Annotated in this window: 20 protein-coding genes; 11 read left to right on the top strand and 9 right to left on the bottom strand. The window is 33.2% G+C overall.

Annotated elements, in window-relative coordinates:
- Window positions 1-2: 2 nt before the first annotated feature.
- A complete protein-coding gene (rpsG, locus tag ABD940_RS12145; protein WP_027387226.1) occupies window positions 3-479 on the bottom strand; it encodes a 30S ribosomal protein S7 in 477 nt (158 codons plus the stop codon).
- Between the two features lie 23 nt (window positions 480-502).
- Window positions 503-916, bottom strand: a complete 414-nt coding sequence (rpsL, locus tag ABD940_RS12140) for a 30S ribosomal protein S12 (protein WP_002983146.1) — start codon at window positions 914-916, stop codon at window positions 503-505.
- 377 nt (window positions 917-1,293) lie between these two features.
- Here rpsL and ABD940_RS12135 point away from each other — a divergent pair, with 377 nt between their 5' ends.
- The 4 genes from ABD940_RS12135 to ABD940_RS12120 all read left to right on the top strand — a co-directional run bounded on the left by ABD940_RS12135 (window position 1,294) and on the right by ABD940_RS12120 (window position 3,806).
- The gene (locus ABD940_RS12135) at window positions 1,294-1,770 is read left to right on the top strand and encodes a Dps family protein (protein WP_345204130.1); all 477 of its coding nucleotides are present in this window, start codon (window positions 1,294-1,296) and stop codon (window positions 1,768-1,770) included.
- 92 nt (window positions 1,771-1,862) lie between these two features.
- Complete coding sequence (gene pncB / locus ABD940_RS12130; RefSeq protein ID WP_345204128.1) at window positions 1,863-3,041, top strand: nicotinate phosphoribosyltransferase; 1,179 nt, start codon at window positions 1,863-1,865, stop codon at window positions 3,039-3,041.
- Between the two features lie 14 nt (window positions 3,042-3,055).
- Complete coding sequence (locus ABD940_RS12125; protein WP_345204125.1) at window positions 3,056-3,520, top strand: YciI family protein; 465 nt, start codon at window positions 3,056-3,058, stop codon at window positions 3,518-3,520.
- Between the two features lie 46 nt (window positions 3,521-3,566).
- Window positions 3,567-3,806 carry a hypothetical protein gene (locus ABD940_RS12120; protein ID WP_345204123.1) on the top strand — a complete coding sequence of 80 codons (240 nt, stop codon included), beginning with the start codon at window positions 3,567-3,569 and terminating at the stop codon, window positions 3,804-3,806.
- A gap of 32 nt (window positions 3,807-3,838) precedes the next feature.
- Here the strand turns inward: ABD940_RS12120 and ABD940_RS12115 are convergent, their stop codons facing one another.
- The gene (locus tag ABD940_RS12115) at window positions 3,839-4,012 is read right to left on the bottom strand and encodes a hypothetical protein (RefSeq protein ID WP_345204120.1); all 174 of its coding nucleotides are present in this window, start codon (window positions 4,010-4,012) and stop codon (window positions 3,839-3,841) included.
- Window positions 4,013-4,179: 167 nt separating this feature from the next.
- On the opposite strand from ABD940_RS12115, the gene ABD940_RS12110 reads away from it, so the two are divergent.
- The 4 genes from ABD940_RS12110 (at window position 4,180) to ABD940_RS12095 (ending at window position 7,842) form a co-directional block, all read left to right on the top strand.
- Window positions 4,180-4,935, top strand: coding sequence for a DUF5995 family protein (locus tag ABD940_RS12110; protein ID WP_345204118.1), 756 nt, complete (start codon window positions 4,180-4,182; stop codon window positions 4,933-4,935).
- A gap of 2 nt (window positions 4,936-4,937) precedes the next feature.
- Window positions 4,938-5,414 (top strand): hypothetical protein, encoded by a 477-nt coding sequence (locus ABD940_RS12105; protein ID WP_345204115.1) that lies wholly within the window; start codon window positions 4,938-4,940, stop codon window positions 5,412-5,414.
- Window positions 5,415-5,465: 51 nt separating this feature from the next.
- The gene (locus ABD940_RS12100) at window positions 5,466-6,998 is read left to right on the top strand and encodes a DNA recombination protein RmuC (protein WP_345204113.1); all 1,533 of its coding nucleotides are present in this window, start codon (window positions 5,466-5,468) and stop codon (window positions 6,996-6,998) included.
- A gap of 76 nt (window positions 6,999-7,074) precedes the next feature.
- Window positions 7,075-7,842, top strand: coding sequence for a TrmH family RNA methyltransferase (locus ABD940_RS12095; RefSeq protein ID WP_345204111.1), 768 nt, complete (start codon window positions 7,075-7,077; stop codon window positions 7,840-7,842).
- A 97-nt stretch (window positions 7,843-7,939) separates the two neighbouring features.
- Here ABD940_RS12095 and ABD940_RS12090 read toward each other — a convergent pair whose 3' ends face one another.
- Window positions 7,940-8,212 carry a hypothetical protein gene (locus ABD940_RS12090; RefSeq protein ID WP_345204108.1) on the bottom strand — a complete coding sequence of 91 codons (273 nt, stop codon included), beginning with the start codon at window positions 8,210-8,212 and terminating at the stop codon, window positions 7,940-7,942.
- A 184-nt stretch (window positions 8,213-8,396) separates the two neighbouring features.
- Between ABD940_RS12090 and ABD940_RS12085 the strand changes: the two genes are divergently transcribed.
- The gene (locus ABD940_RS12085; RefSeq protein ID WP_345204106.1) at window positions 8,397-9,563 is read left to right on the top strand and encodes a hypothetical protein; all 1,167 of its coding nucleotides are present in this window, start codon (window positions 8,397-8,399) and stop codon (window positions 9,561-9,563) included.
- The gene (locus ABD940_RS12080; protein WP_345204104.1) at window positions 9,547-10,131 is read left to right on the top strand and encodes a hypothetical protein; all 585 of its coding nucleotides are present in this window, start codon (window positions 9,547-9,549) and stop codon (window positions 10,129-10,131) included. Before ABD940_RS12085 ends, ABD940_RS12080 begins: the two co-directional genes overlap by 17 nt.
- Here the strand turns inward: ABD940_RS12080 and ABD940_RS12075 are convergent.
- Window positions 10,077-10,655, bottom strand: coding sequence for a 5-formyltetrahydrofolate cyclo-ligase (locus ABD940_RS12075; protein ID WP_345204101.1), 579 nt, complete (start codon window positions 10,653-10,655; stop codon window positions 10,077-10,079). The two genes, ABD940_RS12080 and ABD940_RS12075, sit on opposite strands and share 55 nt — an antisense overlap.
- Before the next feature lie 5 nt (window positions 10,656-10,660).
- Window positions 10,661-12,034: an oxygen-dependent tRNA uridine(34) hydroxylase TrhO gene (trhO, locus tag ABD940_RS12070; RefSeq protein WP_345204099.1), complete on the bottom strand. Its 1,374-nt coding sequence runs from the start codon at window positions 12,032-12,034 to the stop codon at window positions 10,661-10,663.
- A gap of 351 nt (window positions 12,035-12,385) precedes the next feature.
- Here trhO and ABD940_RS12065 point away from each other — a divergent pair, with 351 nt between their 5' ends.
- Window positions 12,386-13,915: a trypsin-like peptidase domain-containing protein gene (locus tag ABD940_RS12065; RefSeq protein ID WP_345204096.1), complete on the top strand. Its 1,530-nt coding sequence runs from the start codon at window positions 12,386-12,388 to the stop codon at window positions 13,913-13,915.
- Window positions 13,916-13,978: 63 nt separating this feature from the next.
- Here ABD940_RS12065 and ABD940_RS12060 read toward each other — a convergent pair whose 3' ends face one another.
- From ABD940_RS12060 to ABD940_RS12050, 3 genes are all read right to left on the bottom strand, one after another.
- Entirely contained in the window at window positions 13,979-14,431 is a 453-nt protein-coding gene (locus tag ABD940_RS12060; RefSeq protein WP_345204094.1) for a hypothetical protein, read from the bottom strand.
- Window positions 14,431-14,811 carry a RidA family protein gene (locus tag ABD940_RS12055; protein WP_345204091.1) on the bottom strand — a complete coding sequence of 127 codons (381 nt, stop codon included), beginning with the start codon at window positions 14,809-14,811 and terminating at the stop codon, window positions 14,431-14,433. Before ABD940_RS12055 ends, ABD940_RS12060 begins: the two co-directional genes overlap by 1 nt.
- A gap of 67 nt (window positions 14,812-14,878) precedes the next feature.
- On the bottom strand, window positions 14,879-17,458 hold the full coding sequence (locus tag ABD940_RS12050) for a putative LPS assembly protein LptD (protein ID WP_345204089.1): 2,580 nt from the start codon (window positions 17,456-17,458) through the stop codon (window positions 14,879-14,881).
- Window positions 17,459-17,477: the final 19 nt, after the last annotated feature.

Here is a 17,477-nt window from a genome sequence, read left to right as displayed (position 1 = left end):
AATTAGAATTTAAAGTGTGAGAAAGCTTTGTTAGCTTCCGCCATTTTGTGAGTATCAGATTTTTTCTTGTAAGCAGCACCTTCTTCTCTTGAAGCAGCTACTACTTCATTAGCCAATTTCAAAGCCATAGACTTATCATTTCTCTTTTTAGAGTAGCTAATTAACCATTTCATTGCCATAGAAATTTTTCTATCAGCTCTGATTGGCATAGGAATCTGGAAGTTTGCTCCACCTACTCTTCTAGAACGTACTTCTACGTGAGGCATAACGTTAGTTAATGCATCTTTCCAGATTTCAAGGGCAGTCTTTTCAGTTTCTCCTTTTTTAGTTTCTACGATGTCTAAAGCATCATAAAATATTTTGAATGCGATAGATTTTTTACCATCCAGCATCAAGTTGTTTACGAATCTAGTTACCAATTGATCATTAAACTTTGGATCTGGTAACAATGGTCTTTTTTTCGCTTTTGTCTTTCTCATTGCTTCTGTACCTTATTTAATGATTATTTTTTCTTTCCTTTTGCAGGAGCTGCAGCAGCTTGTCCTGGTTTAGGTCTCTTAGCTCCGTACTTAGATCTTCTCTGAGTTCTTCCATTTACACCTGCAGTGTCTAATGCACCTCTTACGATGTGGTAACGTACTCCCGGTAGGTCTTTCACCCTTCCGCCTCTAACCAATACTATCGAGTGCTCCTGTAGATTATGTCCTTCGCCCGGGATATAGGCATTCACTTCTTTACCGTTAGAAAGTCTTACCCTTGCAACTTTTCTAAGTGCAGAGTTAGGTTTCTTAGGTGTAGTAGTATATACTCTCGTACATACACCACGTCTTTGTGGACAAGAATCTAGGGCAGCCGATTTGCTCTTCTTGGCAAGCGTGGCTCTTCCTTTTCTTACTAATTGTTGAATAGTAGGCATTTAATTGCTTTTTATTTTAGGGTGCAAATTTAATAATTATTTTTTAATTAACAAGCGGTAAATCAGAAATTATATTTTTTATTAAAAATTAATTAACAGACACTTACATTTAATCAAGTAATCATTCCCAAACAATTTTGTTTTAAATAAAGTTTGAATTAATATTGATCCTGCTTCAAAAATTATGTCTTATAACATCTATTATATATAAGGATAGTATTTAAATAAATTCCATAACCTAACAATCGAAACAACACTTATCTTTTAAATACATTCTAAAAATTTCAAAGATTATTAACATCAATCACTTCTGAATATTTTCGGCATAATATTTACTTAAATTTGTTTCATAAAAGAATAAACAACTACTATATAATATGAAAAATGCCAATATTATCGGTCTGAAAGAAGACGATTGCAAAAACATTGCAGAGAAATTAAATATACTTTTAGCAAATTATTCCGTATTCTATCAGAATACAAGAGGGTCTCACTGGAATATCAAAGGTGATCAATTCTTTACACTTCATCCTAAATTTGAAGAATTATATAATAGCCTGGTTTTGAAAATCGACGAAATTGCTGAAAGAATTTTAACGTTAGGAGCAACTCCGGCACATAATTATTCAGATTATCTTAAAGTTGCAACGATTAAAGAAAGCCAAGAAGTAAGTGACGGCACAAAAAGTGTGGAAATTATTCTAAACTCATTTAAAGTCGTGATCGATCTTCAGAGAGAGCTTTTAGACATCACCGATGCAGCTGGAGACGAAGGTACAAATTCGCAAATGAGCGATTATATTACCGAACAGGAAAAAGAAGTTTGGATGTACAACTCCTATCTTGGGAAGTAAACATTAAAATTTATCTAAAAAAATAAAAAAATCACCTTACATTTAGGTGATTTTATTTTTAATTATTAAATTTGCGTATAAATTACACAATTATGCACGACGTACGATTGAACTCTATTCTAGATAACGATTTTTATAAAATTACCATGCAGAACGCAGTGGTGAAATTATTCCCAAGTTCTATAGTAAAGTATGAATTCATCAATAGAGGAAAGCATCAGTTTCCGGAAGGTTTTGATGCGGCTTTAAGAGAAGCTGTTAATAAAATGGCTGAACTTAAGCTGACAAGAGATGAAAAAAAATTTATGGCAAGAACCTGCCCTTACATCGACCTTCCTTATTTAGATTTTCTTGAAGGTTATCATTACGATCCATCTGAAGTGAAAATCCATCAGGAAGGAAGCGAACTTTCTGTAACTGTTGAAGGACTTTGGTACAGAACAATTCTTTGGGAGGTTCCTTTATTGGCTTTAATCAGTGAACTTCATTATGAAATGAACCATATGGAAAGAGACTCCAATGAAGTTGTGATGAGCAAAACTTTGGAAAAAGCTGATGCATTGGCAAAATTGGGTGTTAATTTTGCAGAATTCGGGACAAGAAGAAGACATTCTCACAAAGTTCAGAATTTGGTAATGGAAGCTTTAACACAGAAAAAAGAATCTACATTTATTGGGACTTCAAATGTACATTTCGCCATGAAATATGGGGTAAAACCAATTGGAACCCATGCTCACGAATGGTTTATGTTTCACGCTGCAGAGTACGGTTTCAAAATGGCAAACGAATTAGCACTGGAACATTGGGTTGATGTTTACAGAGGAGATTTGGGAGTTGCGCTTTCAGACACTTATACTACGGATGTTTTTTTCCGACAGTTTGATAAAAAATTTGCCAAACTTTTCGATGGTGTCCGTCATGACAGTGGTGATGCATTAGAATTTGCAGATAAAACCATCGCTCATTATCAAAGACACGGAATTAATCCTTTATTTAAATATATCATTTTCTCTGATGCTTTAAATTTGGAAAAGGTAGAAGAAATCACGAATTATTGCAGAGGAAAAATCGGCATTTCTTTCGGGATCGGGACAAATCTTACGAATGACGTTGGATTGAAACCAATGAACATTGTCATGAAACTAATCGGAGTACAGGCTCAAAACAAAGAATGGATTCCAACTGTGAAACTTTCTGATGAACACGGAAAATATACAGGAGATCCAAAAATGATCGAATTAGCAAAAGAATTTTTAGCAATAAAAGATTAAAAAAAATCAACACCATGAAAAAAATTATTTTATCATTATCACTTTTTGCGGTAATTTATTCTTCAGCTCAAAAGACAACAGAAAAACCGAAATTCAATCAAAAACTAGCCACAGAACTTGGTGCCGATAAATACGGAATGAAACCTTATGTTATTGTAATGCTCACAACCGGAGCCACTAAAATCGAGGACAAAGTAAAAATGGGCGAATTAATGAAAGGACACATGGGAAATATTCAAAAACTTGTTGATGAAGGGAAAATTGTAGTCGCAGGACCATTTACAGGAGACAACAAACAGAACTTTGAAGGAATGTTCATTTTTAACACAAAATCAAAAGAAGAAGCGGAATCTTGGGTAAAAACAGATCCAGCCGTAAAAGCAGGAGTTTTTGGATATGAAATTTTCCCTTGGTACGGTTCGGCGGCTTTACCATTGTATCTGAAATATCATGATGAAATTTCTCAGGAAAGTCATTAATAATTCATTATCTTAGTAAATAATCACCAAAACATAAAACTATACTATGAAAAATTTAAAATCTTTAAACAGAAAAGCACTGAAAGATATTTTTGGAGGAGATCTGCATCCCGCTTTGGAATGTTACTCCGACAGAGAATGTGCAAAATATGGAGAGGCATTAATTATGTGTCCAAACGGAACATCATCAATGACAAACTATGGTTGCATGGGTGGAAAATGCATGCTCAATACAGGATTTTGTCCGCCTATAGAAATTGAAGGACCGATTATTTTACAACCTTAATAAAAATATCCCTCAATGTGAGGGATATTTTTTTAGTAATCAATACAAATGTAAGGCTTACGAGCTTGTACACAACAATAAGGATTGCTACAAAAAGTATATCCGGGTTTGCAAACTCCATATTCCAAAGGAACTTCGCAATTTTCATAAGCGCCTCCCGCAATCGTTTTAAGCACTTTTCTGTTTAAAGATTTTAAATTTTTCATAGATTTTTTGTTTAATTTGTTTCCTACTCTTTAGATTTTCGGACGACTCTTTTTTATTTCAATTACAAGGGAAATAAATATACAAATAATTCAATTATAGTTTTAAAAAGATATAATATTAGACTTAATTCCAACTTTTAATTATATTTATAAAAACAAAAACCAACATGAAAACGATAGAAGAAGTTCTAAAAAAATTAGATGAAATGATTATTTGGTCTAAAGAAAATCAAAGCCCGATCGGATATTTTGCGTGTACTTATAGAATCATGACAGCGCAAGTGCTAAAAGGAATTCAACAAAAAAAATTTGAAGACAATCCAAGAATGACACAGTTGGATATTGCTTTTGCAACACGTTATCTCGATGCATGGGAGGCTTATTCGAAAGGTAAAAAATGTACAAATTCCTGGTACTTAGCTTTCGAAGCGACAAAAAATAAAAATCTTCTGATTCTACAGCATATTTTCTTAGGAATGAATGCTCACATTAATCTCGATCTGGGAATTTCCGCAGCATCCATCATGCCTTACAGAAAAATAAATCCTTTGAAAACAGATTTTGAAAACATCAATAATGTCATCGCTTCTATTAATCAAAAAGTTCAGGATTCATTAAATAAAATTTGTTATCCTGTAGAGTTGATTGATAAAATTTCGAACGGAAATGATAATGTTGTTTTAGATTTTGCCATTTCAAAAGCCAGAGATACTTCATGGGCAACGGCAGTTATCGCTTCCAACACTCCTAACTTTTTAAGAGAATCTGTTATTGGAATTGTAGATTACGCTGCTGCAAAAGTCGCGTCACAGATATTGAATCCAAAAATATTGACTCCCGCTTTACTGAAAGAATTAAAAAAATGTGAAAGCAATGATGTTGCGAAAAACATTGAAATTCTATCATCCACCAAAAATGTATAAGTATGTCTAATTTAGAAAATAAAAAACTGTCATCGGATCTATACAATCCAGATTTAGCTATTTTAGAAAAGTATCAAGCATTTTCTAAAGAGCTTACAAGAATTGCGCTACTTTGCTTAGGAATACTTGGCTTTCTATTAGAAAGAATTATATTCCCCTCAAGCAAAGATAATTTTTTAAATAAAAATTTAGATATTTTTAAAACATCATCATGTCTCTTATATTTCTCAATTATACTATTAATCGTTTCTACAGCTTGTTCAATCTTCCATATATACTATTCAACAGATTCTTTGACTCATATAGTGTCTATGTATAGAAAAAAACAGGATGGAAATGAATATGGATACAACGAGGAAAGACATTTAAGAGATTTCGATTTTAAATTATGTTCTCGTCTATTGTTTACATCTTGTATTTCATTAATTTTAGGTATAGTTCTTGGAGTTATATTCTATGCAAAATTTCTTCCGGCCTAAAATTACGGTTTCCCATAAAAAAATAAACTTTCCTTTTTGTAATTTTGAAAAATGGAGATGACATATTTAATTATCGGTTTCATTACCGGAGGAATTCTTGGAGCGGTTATTCTTTATTTCGTATTGAAATCGTCTATGATTTCGAGAAATTCTTATGATGAACTAAATAATTTACACATTAAAAATAATTCAGATTTAGAAAATTCTAATAAGAAAATCCAAGAACTGAATCAAAATATCAACGAAGAAAAGCAACAAAATCAACTGCAATCAGATCTGTTTAATGATCTAAAGAATGAATTTGCGAAAATCTCTGCAGAATATTCTTCGTTAAGTAATCAATTTTCAGAGCAAAAACAATTAAACACAAAACAAAACTCTCAGATTGAAAGTCTTTTATTCGAAAAACAAACCCTATTTGTGAAAAATTCTGAGCTTTCCGCGATCAATGAAAATCTAAAAAAGTCTTTAGAAACTCAAAAAGAGGAAATTACAAAGATTCAGGATGAATCTAAATTGCAGTTTGAAAATCTTGCAAATAAAATTTTAGAGGAAAAATCTGAAAAATTCACTGAGCAAAATCAATTAAATATCAAAAACCTATTAAATCCTCTTCAAGAAAAAATCAATAATTTCGAAAGAAAAGTAGAAACTACTCACAAAGAAAGTATTGATTATCATGCTGCTTTAAGAGAACAAATTATCGGGTTAAAAGATCTGAATGCACAAATGAGCAAAGAAACTTTAAACCTAACCAAAGCATTAAAAGGAGACAGTAAAGTACAAGGAAACTGGGGAGAATTGGTTTTAGAAAGAGTTTTAGAAAAGTCAGGACTCGAAAAAGGACGTGAATATGAAATTCAAAAAAGCCATTTAACAGATGAAGGAAATCGTGTTCAGCCTGATGTAATCATAAATCTTCCGGATGGAAAGAAAATGATTGTCGATTCTAAAGTGTCTTTGGTTGCATATGAAAGATATGTAAATGAGGAAAATGATGAGATGAAAACTCAATTCTTGAAAGAACATGTTCTTTCTTTAAAAAGACATATTGAACAATTAGGAACCAAAAATTATCACAATCTTTACGAAATAGAAAGTCCCGATTTCGTTTTATTATTTATTCCGATAGAACCTGCCTTTGCAATAGCTCTGAATGACGACAGCCAATTATATAATAAGGCTTTTGAAAAAAACATTGTTATTGTAACACCTTCCACTTTATTAGCAACCTTAAGGACGATCGACAGTATGTGGACTAACCAAAAGCAACAGAATAACGCCATCGAAATAGCACGTCAAGCAGGAGCTTTATATGATAAATTTGAAGGTTTTGTTGCCAATCTCGTTAAAGTCGGGAAAAAGATGGAAGAAGCAAAAACTGAATATGAAGGAGCAATGAATAAGCTTGTTGATGGAAAAGGAAACCTAGTCACAGCAGTACAAAGGTTAAAAATAATGGGAGCAAAAGCATCGAAAGCTCTTCCTGAAAACTTAATTACAAGGGCAAAAGCCAATGAAGAAATTTCTGGATTAAAGCTAATTGATAATTTAGAAATTACCTCCGAAACTTCAGAAGAATAAAATAAAAAACCTCAGAAATAATCTGAGGTTTTTTATTTAGCCCTATTTAAAAATAAATTTTACATAATTTTGCGGAATGTTAATAGAAAGCTTTCAGAACGAAAAGGTAAAATACATCTCCAAACTTCTTACAGACAACAGGTTTCGCAAGAAATCAGACGTTTTTGTAGTGGAGGGTCAACAGGAAAACGAACGTGCTCAACAATATCATTTCGAGTCTGTTGAGTTTTTTATCTGTGAAAATATTTTTCAAAAAGAGCTTCCAAAAGGGAAAATACACTTGGTAAGCGATAAAGTCTATGAAAAAATTGCTTATCGGGGAAGTTCTGAAGGAATAATCGGGGTTTATAAAACCAAAGAAGCTGATTTATCATCATTTAAACCAAAAGAAGATTCTACGATAATTATTGTTGAAGGCGTTGAAAAGCCTGGAAATTTAGGGGCAATTTTAAGAAGCTGCGAAGCTTTCGGAATTGATGCACTGATTGTTTCTGACGGAAAAACAGACTTTTACAATCCAAATGTGATCAGATCCAGTGTAGGCTGTCTATTCGGAATGAAAGTTTTTCAGGCAGAAAATCAGGAAACTTTTGAATTTCTTCAAAAAAATCAATTCAATATTTATACAACGATCATGGATGAAACAGCTGAAGATCTTTATAAAAGAGATTTTAAGCAAAAATCTGCCATTTTATTCGGGACGGAACATTCCGGTTTGAGTAATTTTTGGATCGGGAAAGGAAAAAACACTTTAATTCCAATGTCGGGAAGCATCGATTCTCTAAATTTGAGTAATGCGGTTGCAATTACCTGCTATGAAACGTTAAAACAGAAAAAGGAATAATATTGGGATCAGTGTTATTGTTGATCGCAATATAAGGACATAAAAAAACCGCTTCACTGGGTAAAACGGTTCTTTTATTTTTAAGCTTAAGCTAGAATTATTTCTTAACTTCAGTTTTAGCGTCTTTAGCAACTTCTTTAACTTCAGCTTTAGCATCTTTAGCAACTTCTTTAACTCCAGTTTTAGCTGAGTCAACAGCAACTTTAGCTGAATCAACAGTAGCAGTGATTGTAGAATCAGCAGCTTTAGCTGTAGAATCGATAGCTGTAGTAGCAGAATCAGCAGTAGCTTCAGTAGCGTTAGCTTCAGTTTTTTTACAAGCTACTAGAGAGATTGCAGCGATAGCAGCTACGAATAATGACTTTTTCATAATAAATTAAATTTAATTTTGTTAATATTGTTTTATAAAATCTTTTTTCTGTTCTGTTATTTGAACAAGACAAAGGTATAGCAGATAGAAAATTTGTTTATGAAAAATAATTGTAATACCTTTGTAAAATAGATTTACAAATAAATACAACTGATAATCAATAATTTAATTATTTTAAAATAAATTGACCGATTTAGATTTATTACACTTTGAGCAACTAAAAAAGGATGTACAGGCTCAATATTTGAAAGAATACACCCCTTCCCATGATGATATTTCAAAATGGAAGGGTATAGATATAATATATTTCCAGGAAGACCTTAGAAAAAAGGCTAAAGGAAACATAAGCGAAAAATCTTTTTATACCTATTTTAAAAACTCACCGGTTACCAAATTACCAAGAATAGACATGCTCAATTTATTGAGTATTTACGCAGGTTATGACTCTTGGTACGAGTTCAAAAAGCAGCATCTTTTTGCAGGAGAATTACTTCAGGAAGATGATAATTTGGACATGAATGAGCTGCAAGACTTGGAGAAAACAGTATCTGCATCGCTTAATATCCCTAAAATTGAAAATCCATCCGAAAAACAGGCATTTAAGGCACCTGAAAATCCCGATTTACAAAAATTTGATACTGAAAATCAATCATTTAATAAAAACACAGAATTAGCGAATTCATCTGATTCTGAAGTTGTAAAATCCAAGAAAAATTTCTTTAAAAAGAACGCTTGGGCATTTATTACCACAATTTTAATTCTCATAACAGGATTTTTAGGTTTTAAAGACGAAATTTTTTCGAAGACTTATAAATATTGTTTTACGGATGCAGACAGGGGAGTCGGAGTAATCAATACATTGGAAATAAAAGTTATTAAGGAAAATGAATCCCCGATTCTTTATAAAATAAAACCTGGAGAATGTTTTTATTATTCAACGAAGGATAAAATCCTGAAAATGCAGATCAGCTCACCTTTTTACGAATATTTAGAGGTAAGCAGAAGTCTTGAAAACGCACCAGACGAAGAAACAATCGAGCTAAAACCTGACGATTACAAAATGGCAGCATACTATTTCTCTATTAAAGATGCAAAAGGAGACCCTGAAGAACTTAAAAGAAAGAGAAATCAATTAGAAAGTTTAATCAGTAACAGCGCAATTATTTATCAGATCTACGATAATAATATCTACGGAATAGAAAGACTGGACAAACAAAAATACATTACACTGGTAACAACACCAACCACTACACTAAAAAACCTGAGTGTAATAGAAATGAAAAAAGATAATAACGGAAAGATCATCTCCATTAAATTTAAAATTGCAACTACAAATGAAGAGAATAAATAATTTTTTGATTTTCAGCATATTGCTTCTTGCATTTATTTCATGTAATAATAAAAACACAGAAGTAAGCGATCTGGACAAACTTCGAAACAGCAACAATACCAAAACATATCCCGCCGTTCAGATGGACAGTGCACAAGCTATTAATGTGATCACAAAGCAAAAAGTTCAGGAACTTTTGGATTTGTCTACCTTATATCTTACCGGAAATAGAAATACGGAGATAGACACTGTAATTTATTCTCAGATGCAGAGTTATTTCCACAGACCGGATAGTATGACTTTTAAAAAACTCTTCCGCGAATTGGACAGTTTAAAGGTAAAAAGTGTAAAAGTGAACAATCTGGAAGTTTATCAGGATTTTTATAAAGAAGATACGCTTGATTTCGCGAAATTCAATGTAGAATATTTCGACAGCAAGAACAAATCTTTGGGTTCTTTTGAGAAAAATGCTCAATATATTTTGGTTTCAACTCCGAATACGAAAAAAGAATTTAAATTTTTCTTCTTAAATTTCTACTCAAATCCTTTATTAAAGAAAGACAGCACATCAGTAGGCGTTACCAAATAGTCTAGCGGAATATCATTTTCCCAGACATCATCGATATTTTCATCGGGGTTAAAATAATTAACTCCGATTTTTTTTGTTTCTTCAGAAATACTTTCGAAAAAACCATCATAAAAACCTTTTCCGTAGCCTACTCTATTTCCTTTTTTATCACAATAAAGCAGAGGTGTAATGACATAATCAAAATCTAAAACTCCGGAATCTTCATTGGAAACGGGCTCTGAAATATTCCAATGATTGATTTCAAATTTTGTATCCTTAAAAATTTCTACGGAAATTAATATTGTATCAACAATTTTAGGAACAAAAACTTTGATATTTCGGCTTAAAAAATAATTAATAAATATTTGAGTATCAATTTCTTTAAACTTCTCAATTGGGATAAAAATGTGTACTTTCTGTCCAGAAACAGGTTTAAAATATTGAATAAAATTCTCAAAAATCTTTTCAGATAACAAGAAAGCCTCATCAATCGACAAGGCTTTTCTTTTTTGCATATATTTTTTTCTAAGCTCAGCTTTTAACATGATGGTTATGCGTTTTCAGCTTCTAAAATTTTATATAATTTATCCGACAAACGAACTCTGAACGGAAGTTCAAAAGTAATTTGATCTCCGGCTTTTGCCGTATCGCTGAAATTTCCATCAACAAAAATCTGAGTAATGGTAATTTCCTGATTTCCGGTCGTTGGTCCTGAAATCAAAACTTTATCACCAACTGAAAGTTCTTTATTTTCAATTAAAAACTGTGCGATTTGCGATTTTGAATAATAATGCTCAGCTTTTCCAATCAAAGTTTTCTTAACTTTTATTTTTTGGCGAATATCTTTTGTTTCAGCTTTTGCTTTTGCCAAAGTTTGAGTTGGTAAATCTCCTGAATTTTTAAATTTCAAAGCATCAGATTTTCCTTTTCTGAAAACCTTATTTCCAACCTGTAATCCTTTTCTTAACGCAAGCTGCTCTTCTACAGGCAAATGGAATATTTCCAAACATTCTGTAGAACATGTATTTTCCATTGCAGCTTTACATTCATCACATTGGATAAATAAAAGATGACATGCATCATTTGCGCAGTTTGTATGATTGTCGCAAGGCTTTCCACATTGGTGACATTGCGCAATGATATCGTCTGTAATCCTTTCGCCTAATCTGTGGTCAAATACAAAATTCTTCCCTACAAATTTACTTTCAACACCTTCTTCTTTTACCTGACGTGCATATTCAATAATTCCACCTTCTAATTGAAAAACGTTTTTAAAACCTTGATGTTTAAAGTAAGCACTCGCTTTTTCACAACGAATTCCGCCCGTACAATACATCAAAAGATTTTTATCTTCCTTAAAATCCTGTAATTGTTCGTTGATGATCGGTAAACTTTCTCTGAAATTTTCTACATCAGGAGTAATTGCACCTTCAAAATGACCAACTTCACTTTCGTAATGATTTCTGAAATCAACTACAATCGTGTTTGGATCTTCAAGCAAGTTATTAAATTCCTGAGCTTTTAAGTGAATTCCTTTATTGGTAACATCAAAAGTTTCATCATTCAAACCGTCTGCAACGATTTTATGTCTTACTTTTATGGTCAATTTTAAAAAAGAATGATTGTCTTGCTCAACGGCTACGTTCAAACGAATACCTTTCATGAAATCGTAAACTTCCAGCGTATCACGAAATGCTTCAAATTGATCCGCAGGAACACTCATCTGAGCATTAATACCTTCATGGGCAACATAAATACGACCCAATGCATCAAGTGCGTTCCAGGCTATAAATAAATCGTCGCGAAATTTTTTGGGATCTTCAATTTTGGCATACGCATAGAAAGACAATGTAAGACGTTCCTTACCAGCTTCATCAATAAGTTGAGCTCTTTCTTCTGCGCTTAAGGTGTTATACAGTTGCATGCTATAAACGTTTTAAGTGAGAAAAATTTTTGCAAAGATAATAATTTTTCGATAATCCTTAAAAACACAATTTTTATGACATTTAAACATAATTCTTTCGTATATCAATAATTAGATTTAACTTTTATGACAATACAGCCATCTATATGTCATATTGTCTTTAAGAATTTTTTAAGGTTCGTTAATTGAGATTTTAAGAATTATGGCATAATATATAAATTATTGCAATTGCTGTTAAATTTTAGTTAAAATTGAAACATTCCATACCGATTGCATACCTATTTAGCATTAAATTTGTTTACAGTAAAACGAAAAGTTTAAACATCAATAAATAATAAAGAAAGATATACAATGAAGAGTACTTTAAAAAAACTATTACCATTTGCAGTAGTAGGAGTTATCTCAGGAGCTACTACAGTTGGAGGATTACAATATTTAAATCACGATTCCAACAGCGCAGACCAATCATATTTTACAAAAGCTTCAAATGTTTCCTTTGCAGGAATGAATTCTGCAGCGGTAGGAGATGATTTTGTAAAAGCAGCCAAGACCACAGTTCCGGCTGTAGTAACCATTAAAAATTATCAGTCTCGAACAACAAGCAGAGCCTCAGAACAAGATATGCTTGATTTCTTTTTCGGAGATCCATTTGGTGGACGAGGAGGTCAGCAAAGACAAAAACAGCAGCAAACACCGGACAACATGCCTTCAGGAATGGGATCGGGTGTAATTATTTCGCCGGATGGTTATATTATTTCAAATAATCACGTTGTTGCAGGAGCCAATAAGCTTGAAGTAGTTTTAAGCAATAAAAAATCTTATATCGCAACTTTAATAGGAACAGATCCAAATACTGACATTTCATTACTTAAAATTGAAGAAAAAGGATTACCCTATTTAAATTTTGCTAATTCTGATAATATTGAAGTTGGACAATGGGTTCTTGCCGTAGGAAATCCACTTGGATTGAATTCTACAGTAACAGCGGGAATTGTTTCTGCAAAAGGCAGAGGAATCGGGATTTTAGGATCTCAGGGGAAAGCTGCCAATCCAATTGAAAGTTTTATTCAGACAGATGCGGCGATTAATCCGGGAAACTCTGGAGGTGCTTTGGTAAACACGAATGGAGATCTTATCGGTATCAACTCGGCAATTCAGTCAACTACAGGTTATTATCAAGGTTATGGATTTGCCGTTCCTGCAAACTTAGCCAGAAAAATTGTTGAGGATATTAAGAAATTTGGTATTGTACAGAGAGGATTCTTAGGTGTAACTTCTTTAGATCTTTCTGATGACCAAATGGTTGCAGCTTACAACAAACAGAAAAAGACAAATTATAAAGCAGGCTCAGGAATTTTGGTAACAGGATTTGGAGAAAGCAGCGGTGCAGAAGATGCAGGTTTGAAAACAGGAGATATCATTACAAATATCGATGGAACGCCGATCACAGATTTCGCAGATTTATCAATGTCTGTAGGAAGCAAACGTCCTGGAGATAAAGTGGTGGTAACTTATCAAAGAAATGGTAAAGATGCTACAACAACTGTAACATTGAAAGACCAAAAAGGAGGAACAGCTACAAGAACAAAAGCAGATCTTTCAGTAACTGAAAAAATCGGAGCTGACTTCCAAAGCATTGATGACAAAACGAAGGCTTATTATGGTTTAAATAGCGGGGTTGTTGCCAAAAATGTAATAGAAGGCGGTGAAATGGCTAAGGCAGGAATTGTAGACGGCTACATCATTACTGAGATTAACGGAAAACCTGTAAATTCACAAAAGGATATAGAAAGTATTTTAAATAAATTTTCCGGAACCGTACAGGTAAAATATATGGACGACTACGGAAGAGGTTATCAAAGAGGATTTACAATGCCTTAATTGAACAACTAAAACTTCACATTCATATCAACAAAAAACGCTGCAAATTGCAGCGTTTTTTGTTTATGATTTATTCATTTTTTCGGCGATTCTTTTTTTCTTTTTCCGTTCATAAATGACTTCTACAATTTTTCCTCCGATCCACGAAAAAGGGAAAAACGTGAGAAAAATAGAGATCTTATAAAATGTAGGATGATAAGGAAAAACAATAACATCCAGCATCGCTATAAAAAGCATTATGAAGCCGATAAGAATAGCATAAGCTACTTTAGCATACTTTACGATAATTGCGGTTGCAACACCTCCGATTGTAGTTCCCAATCCGGAAACAACCAAAAGAAAGCCAAAGAAAGCATCATCATTGCTCATACTCTGAAGAAATCTTTGCCAATGCTCGAACGGAGCAAAAGCCTCAAAAGTTACCCATTGCGGAAACGCTCTTATTCCAAGAGTAATAATAAGTCCAGCGATTCCAAGACCTATGATAACCGCAATTGTATTTCTTATAAAATTCATTAATCCTGATGTGCAATCATAGAAATTTCGATATCAACATTTTTTGGCAGGCAAGAAACCTGTACAGTTTCACGAGCCGGATAGCTTTCCGGATCTAAGTAAGAAGCATAAATATCGTTCATTACCGCAAAATCATCCATACTTTTTAAGAAGATTGTAGCTTTTACAACGTTTTTAAATGTCATTCCCGCTTCTGTAAGAACAGCTTCAAGGTTTTTCATTACCTGATGCGTTTCTTTTTCAATTCCTTCCACCAATTTACCAGTTGCAGGATCTACAGGGATCTGACCAGAGATGTATAAAACACCATTTGCCATATTAGCTTGTGAATAAGGTCCGATAGCTGCAGGAGCATTAACTGTGTTGATTATTTTTTTCATTAGAATTTATTTTGGGTGCAAATATAAAATTTATATTCTATTTCTATAATCAAATATCAATCCGATATTAGAAAGGTGCATTTGGTTGTGTGAAACTTCTGTCTTTATATTTAAGAGCATCACTTAAGATATTGGCTTTGATACCAATAAAGAAGTCATACACTTTGTATTGACCAAACGGAACCCAGTTGAAATTGATCGTAAAACTTCGCTGATCTCTCGCAAAACCAATTCTCGTATATGCCAATTCTCTCGTCACCATATCATAATGCGTACTTCCATTGATATTCCAGTAAGGAGTCAGCTTAATACTTCCATCCAAACCAACCGAAGCTAATTTTGTAGGAGTTCTTGAAGCTGAGCTTCTTGTATAAGCGTAGTTTGCATTCACATTCAAAGTCCACGGCTGATCGAAGTGAGCATAATTATCATCATCAAAATAATAGTTTTCATTTCTTACCTCTCCTTTCGATTTATACTTTTTACCGTAATCTGTTTTCTCTCCAAAAATTTCACTACTTAAAGGATAAGATAACTGAACGTTGAAACCCTGCACACTGAAATGTCCAAAATCCTCAGTTCTTATTCCTGTATCCTGTCCCGGAATGTAAATAATTTTATATGGATCTAAAGATAAACTTGTGTTTACACTCAATTTATTATTAAAGAATGAAGACTGCCCATTGATCGTAACGATTGAAAAAGGGTGATCTTTGGCAGCAAAGTTATAGCTTCCCGAAAGGTTTAAAGATTCGAAAATTTTCACTTTTTTCACACCTGTGGAATCGCTCTTAGACTTCACTTTCATTTCAATATTGTTTCCGATATTAAATCCTAAAGCACCTGTCATTCCGCTTGTGGGACTTCCGATAATCCCTCCTTCAAAAATTGAATAAGGCGTTAAAGCTCCGTTTGCATCATAATAATTCTTAAAATATCCATAACCGGAACCACCGAAATCAGGCGAATATGTAAAACCGATACTTGGTGTCATCATATGTCTGATCGCTTCGATTGCAGAACCTTTCTTAAAGTTTTGTGTCCCGTATAAAGTCGTCTGAATACTTGCTGTCGTTGAAAAAGTAGAGAATCCCGAAACACCTTTATTGGTTTCTGTAACAACCTTGTTTTGCAAAGGATCGTAGAACTTATCTACTGTTTTTGTCGTTAAGGCATTATCAATCGTAGCTCCTAAACTAAATGTGAAATATTTTGCAACCGTTGTATTGGTACCTAAAGCAATATTATTTTTCAGTCCGGTCTGCATTTTATCCCACATTTCCTTTTTGAAAAGCTCACCTTCATTAGTCTGAACGAAATTCGTTAAATTGAATCCTGTATTTACCGTTAAGTTTTCCAATAAACCACTTCTTACTCCAGTTTTTGATTTAAATAAATAAAACTGATTGATCGCAACATTCATCTGTGGCAAACGAAGATCTGATAATCCAGTTGCAAAGTTTTGAGAATAAGAAGTCGTCCCTGTAATTGTCACAGGCAACTTCAGGAATCTTTTCGTAATGGTTACCGTTGAATTCTGTTGAGTATTTAATACATTTTGATTTAAAATATAATTGTTATTCAATGTATTATTATAAAACTTTGTACTTACAACGTCTACTGATGCGGAGAAAGTCAGGAAAGGATTTGCCTTCGTATCCTGAGTGTGTCTCCATGCAATTCTGTATGTCCCGGTCTTACTGTAATCATCCAACCCTTTAATTCCACGAACCATTGTCCCAAAATCCGCGGAGAAATTCCCCGAATAACGGTATTTTTTGATATAATTCATTTCCGGACGCAAGTTCCAGCTTCCTTTGGTATAAATATCTGAAAGAATTTTTAAATCAAAATGTTCTCCGATAGGTTGATAATATCCCAAACCATTCAGGAAGAACCCAACATCCTGTCTTTCCCCAAAACTCGGGATCAAGATACCTGCAGATCTTTTAGTTGAAAAAGGTAAAATCGCAAAAGGCATAATCAGAGGAGTCGGAACCTGCTCAATATACATTTGAATCGGTCCTGAAATAATGGAAGCTTTATTTACCAATTTAATATTGGACGCCCGCAAATGATAATCTGCCGCCGTATCTTTTTTCTTGATAAAATAATCGTCGGTTGTATAGATTGCATGTCTCATTGCAAAGACAGAATCATTGTATTTTTTTGTTTTATTTGCAACAATAACCCCTTCACTTTCTTCCGTTCTTGCGTTAAAAGCAATTGCCTGTCTGGTTTTCGTGTTATATTGAAACTCGGTGGTTTCATATTTTTTACCAGCCTGAGTTGTAATTACGGGCTCTATAATTCTTCCTAAAGAATCTTGTTTTCCACGCGCATACATGAGATTTTTTTGCTCATCAATAGAGATATAATCTGCATCGATCTGCATATCCTGATATTTTACCTGAGCATTTTTATTCAGATAAACCATCTTTTTCTGGAAATCTCTACGCTGAAAATCTGCCTTTGTTTGAAGAACATCTTCCAGAGACTCTTTTTTCAAGACAATGGTATCCTTTTTGGAAATAGTATCATTAACCGCATTTTTAGGCAATTTTTCAGGAGTTTGTTGTGCTAAAAAATTGTTAAAAATTAGGATAATTAAAATTTGTAATATATTTTTGGAGACGGTTTTGACCAATTTTTTTTGTTATATTTAT

Source organism: Chryseobacterium ginsengisoli (genome assembly GCF_039542325.1).
Lineage (GTDB): Bacteria > Bacteroidota > Bacteroidia > Flavobacteriales > Weeksellaceae > Chryseobacterium > Chryseobacterium ginsengisoli.
The sequence above is the reverse complement of the archived record's forward strand: the minus strand, read 5'-3'. Positions and strand labels throughout refer to the sequence as shown.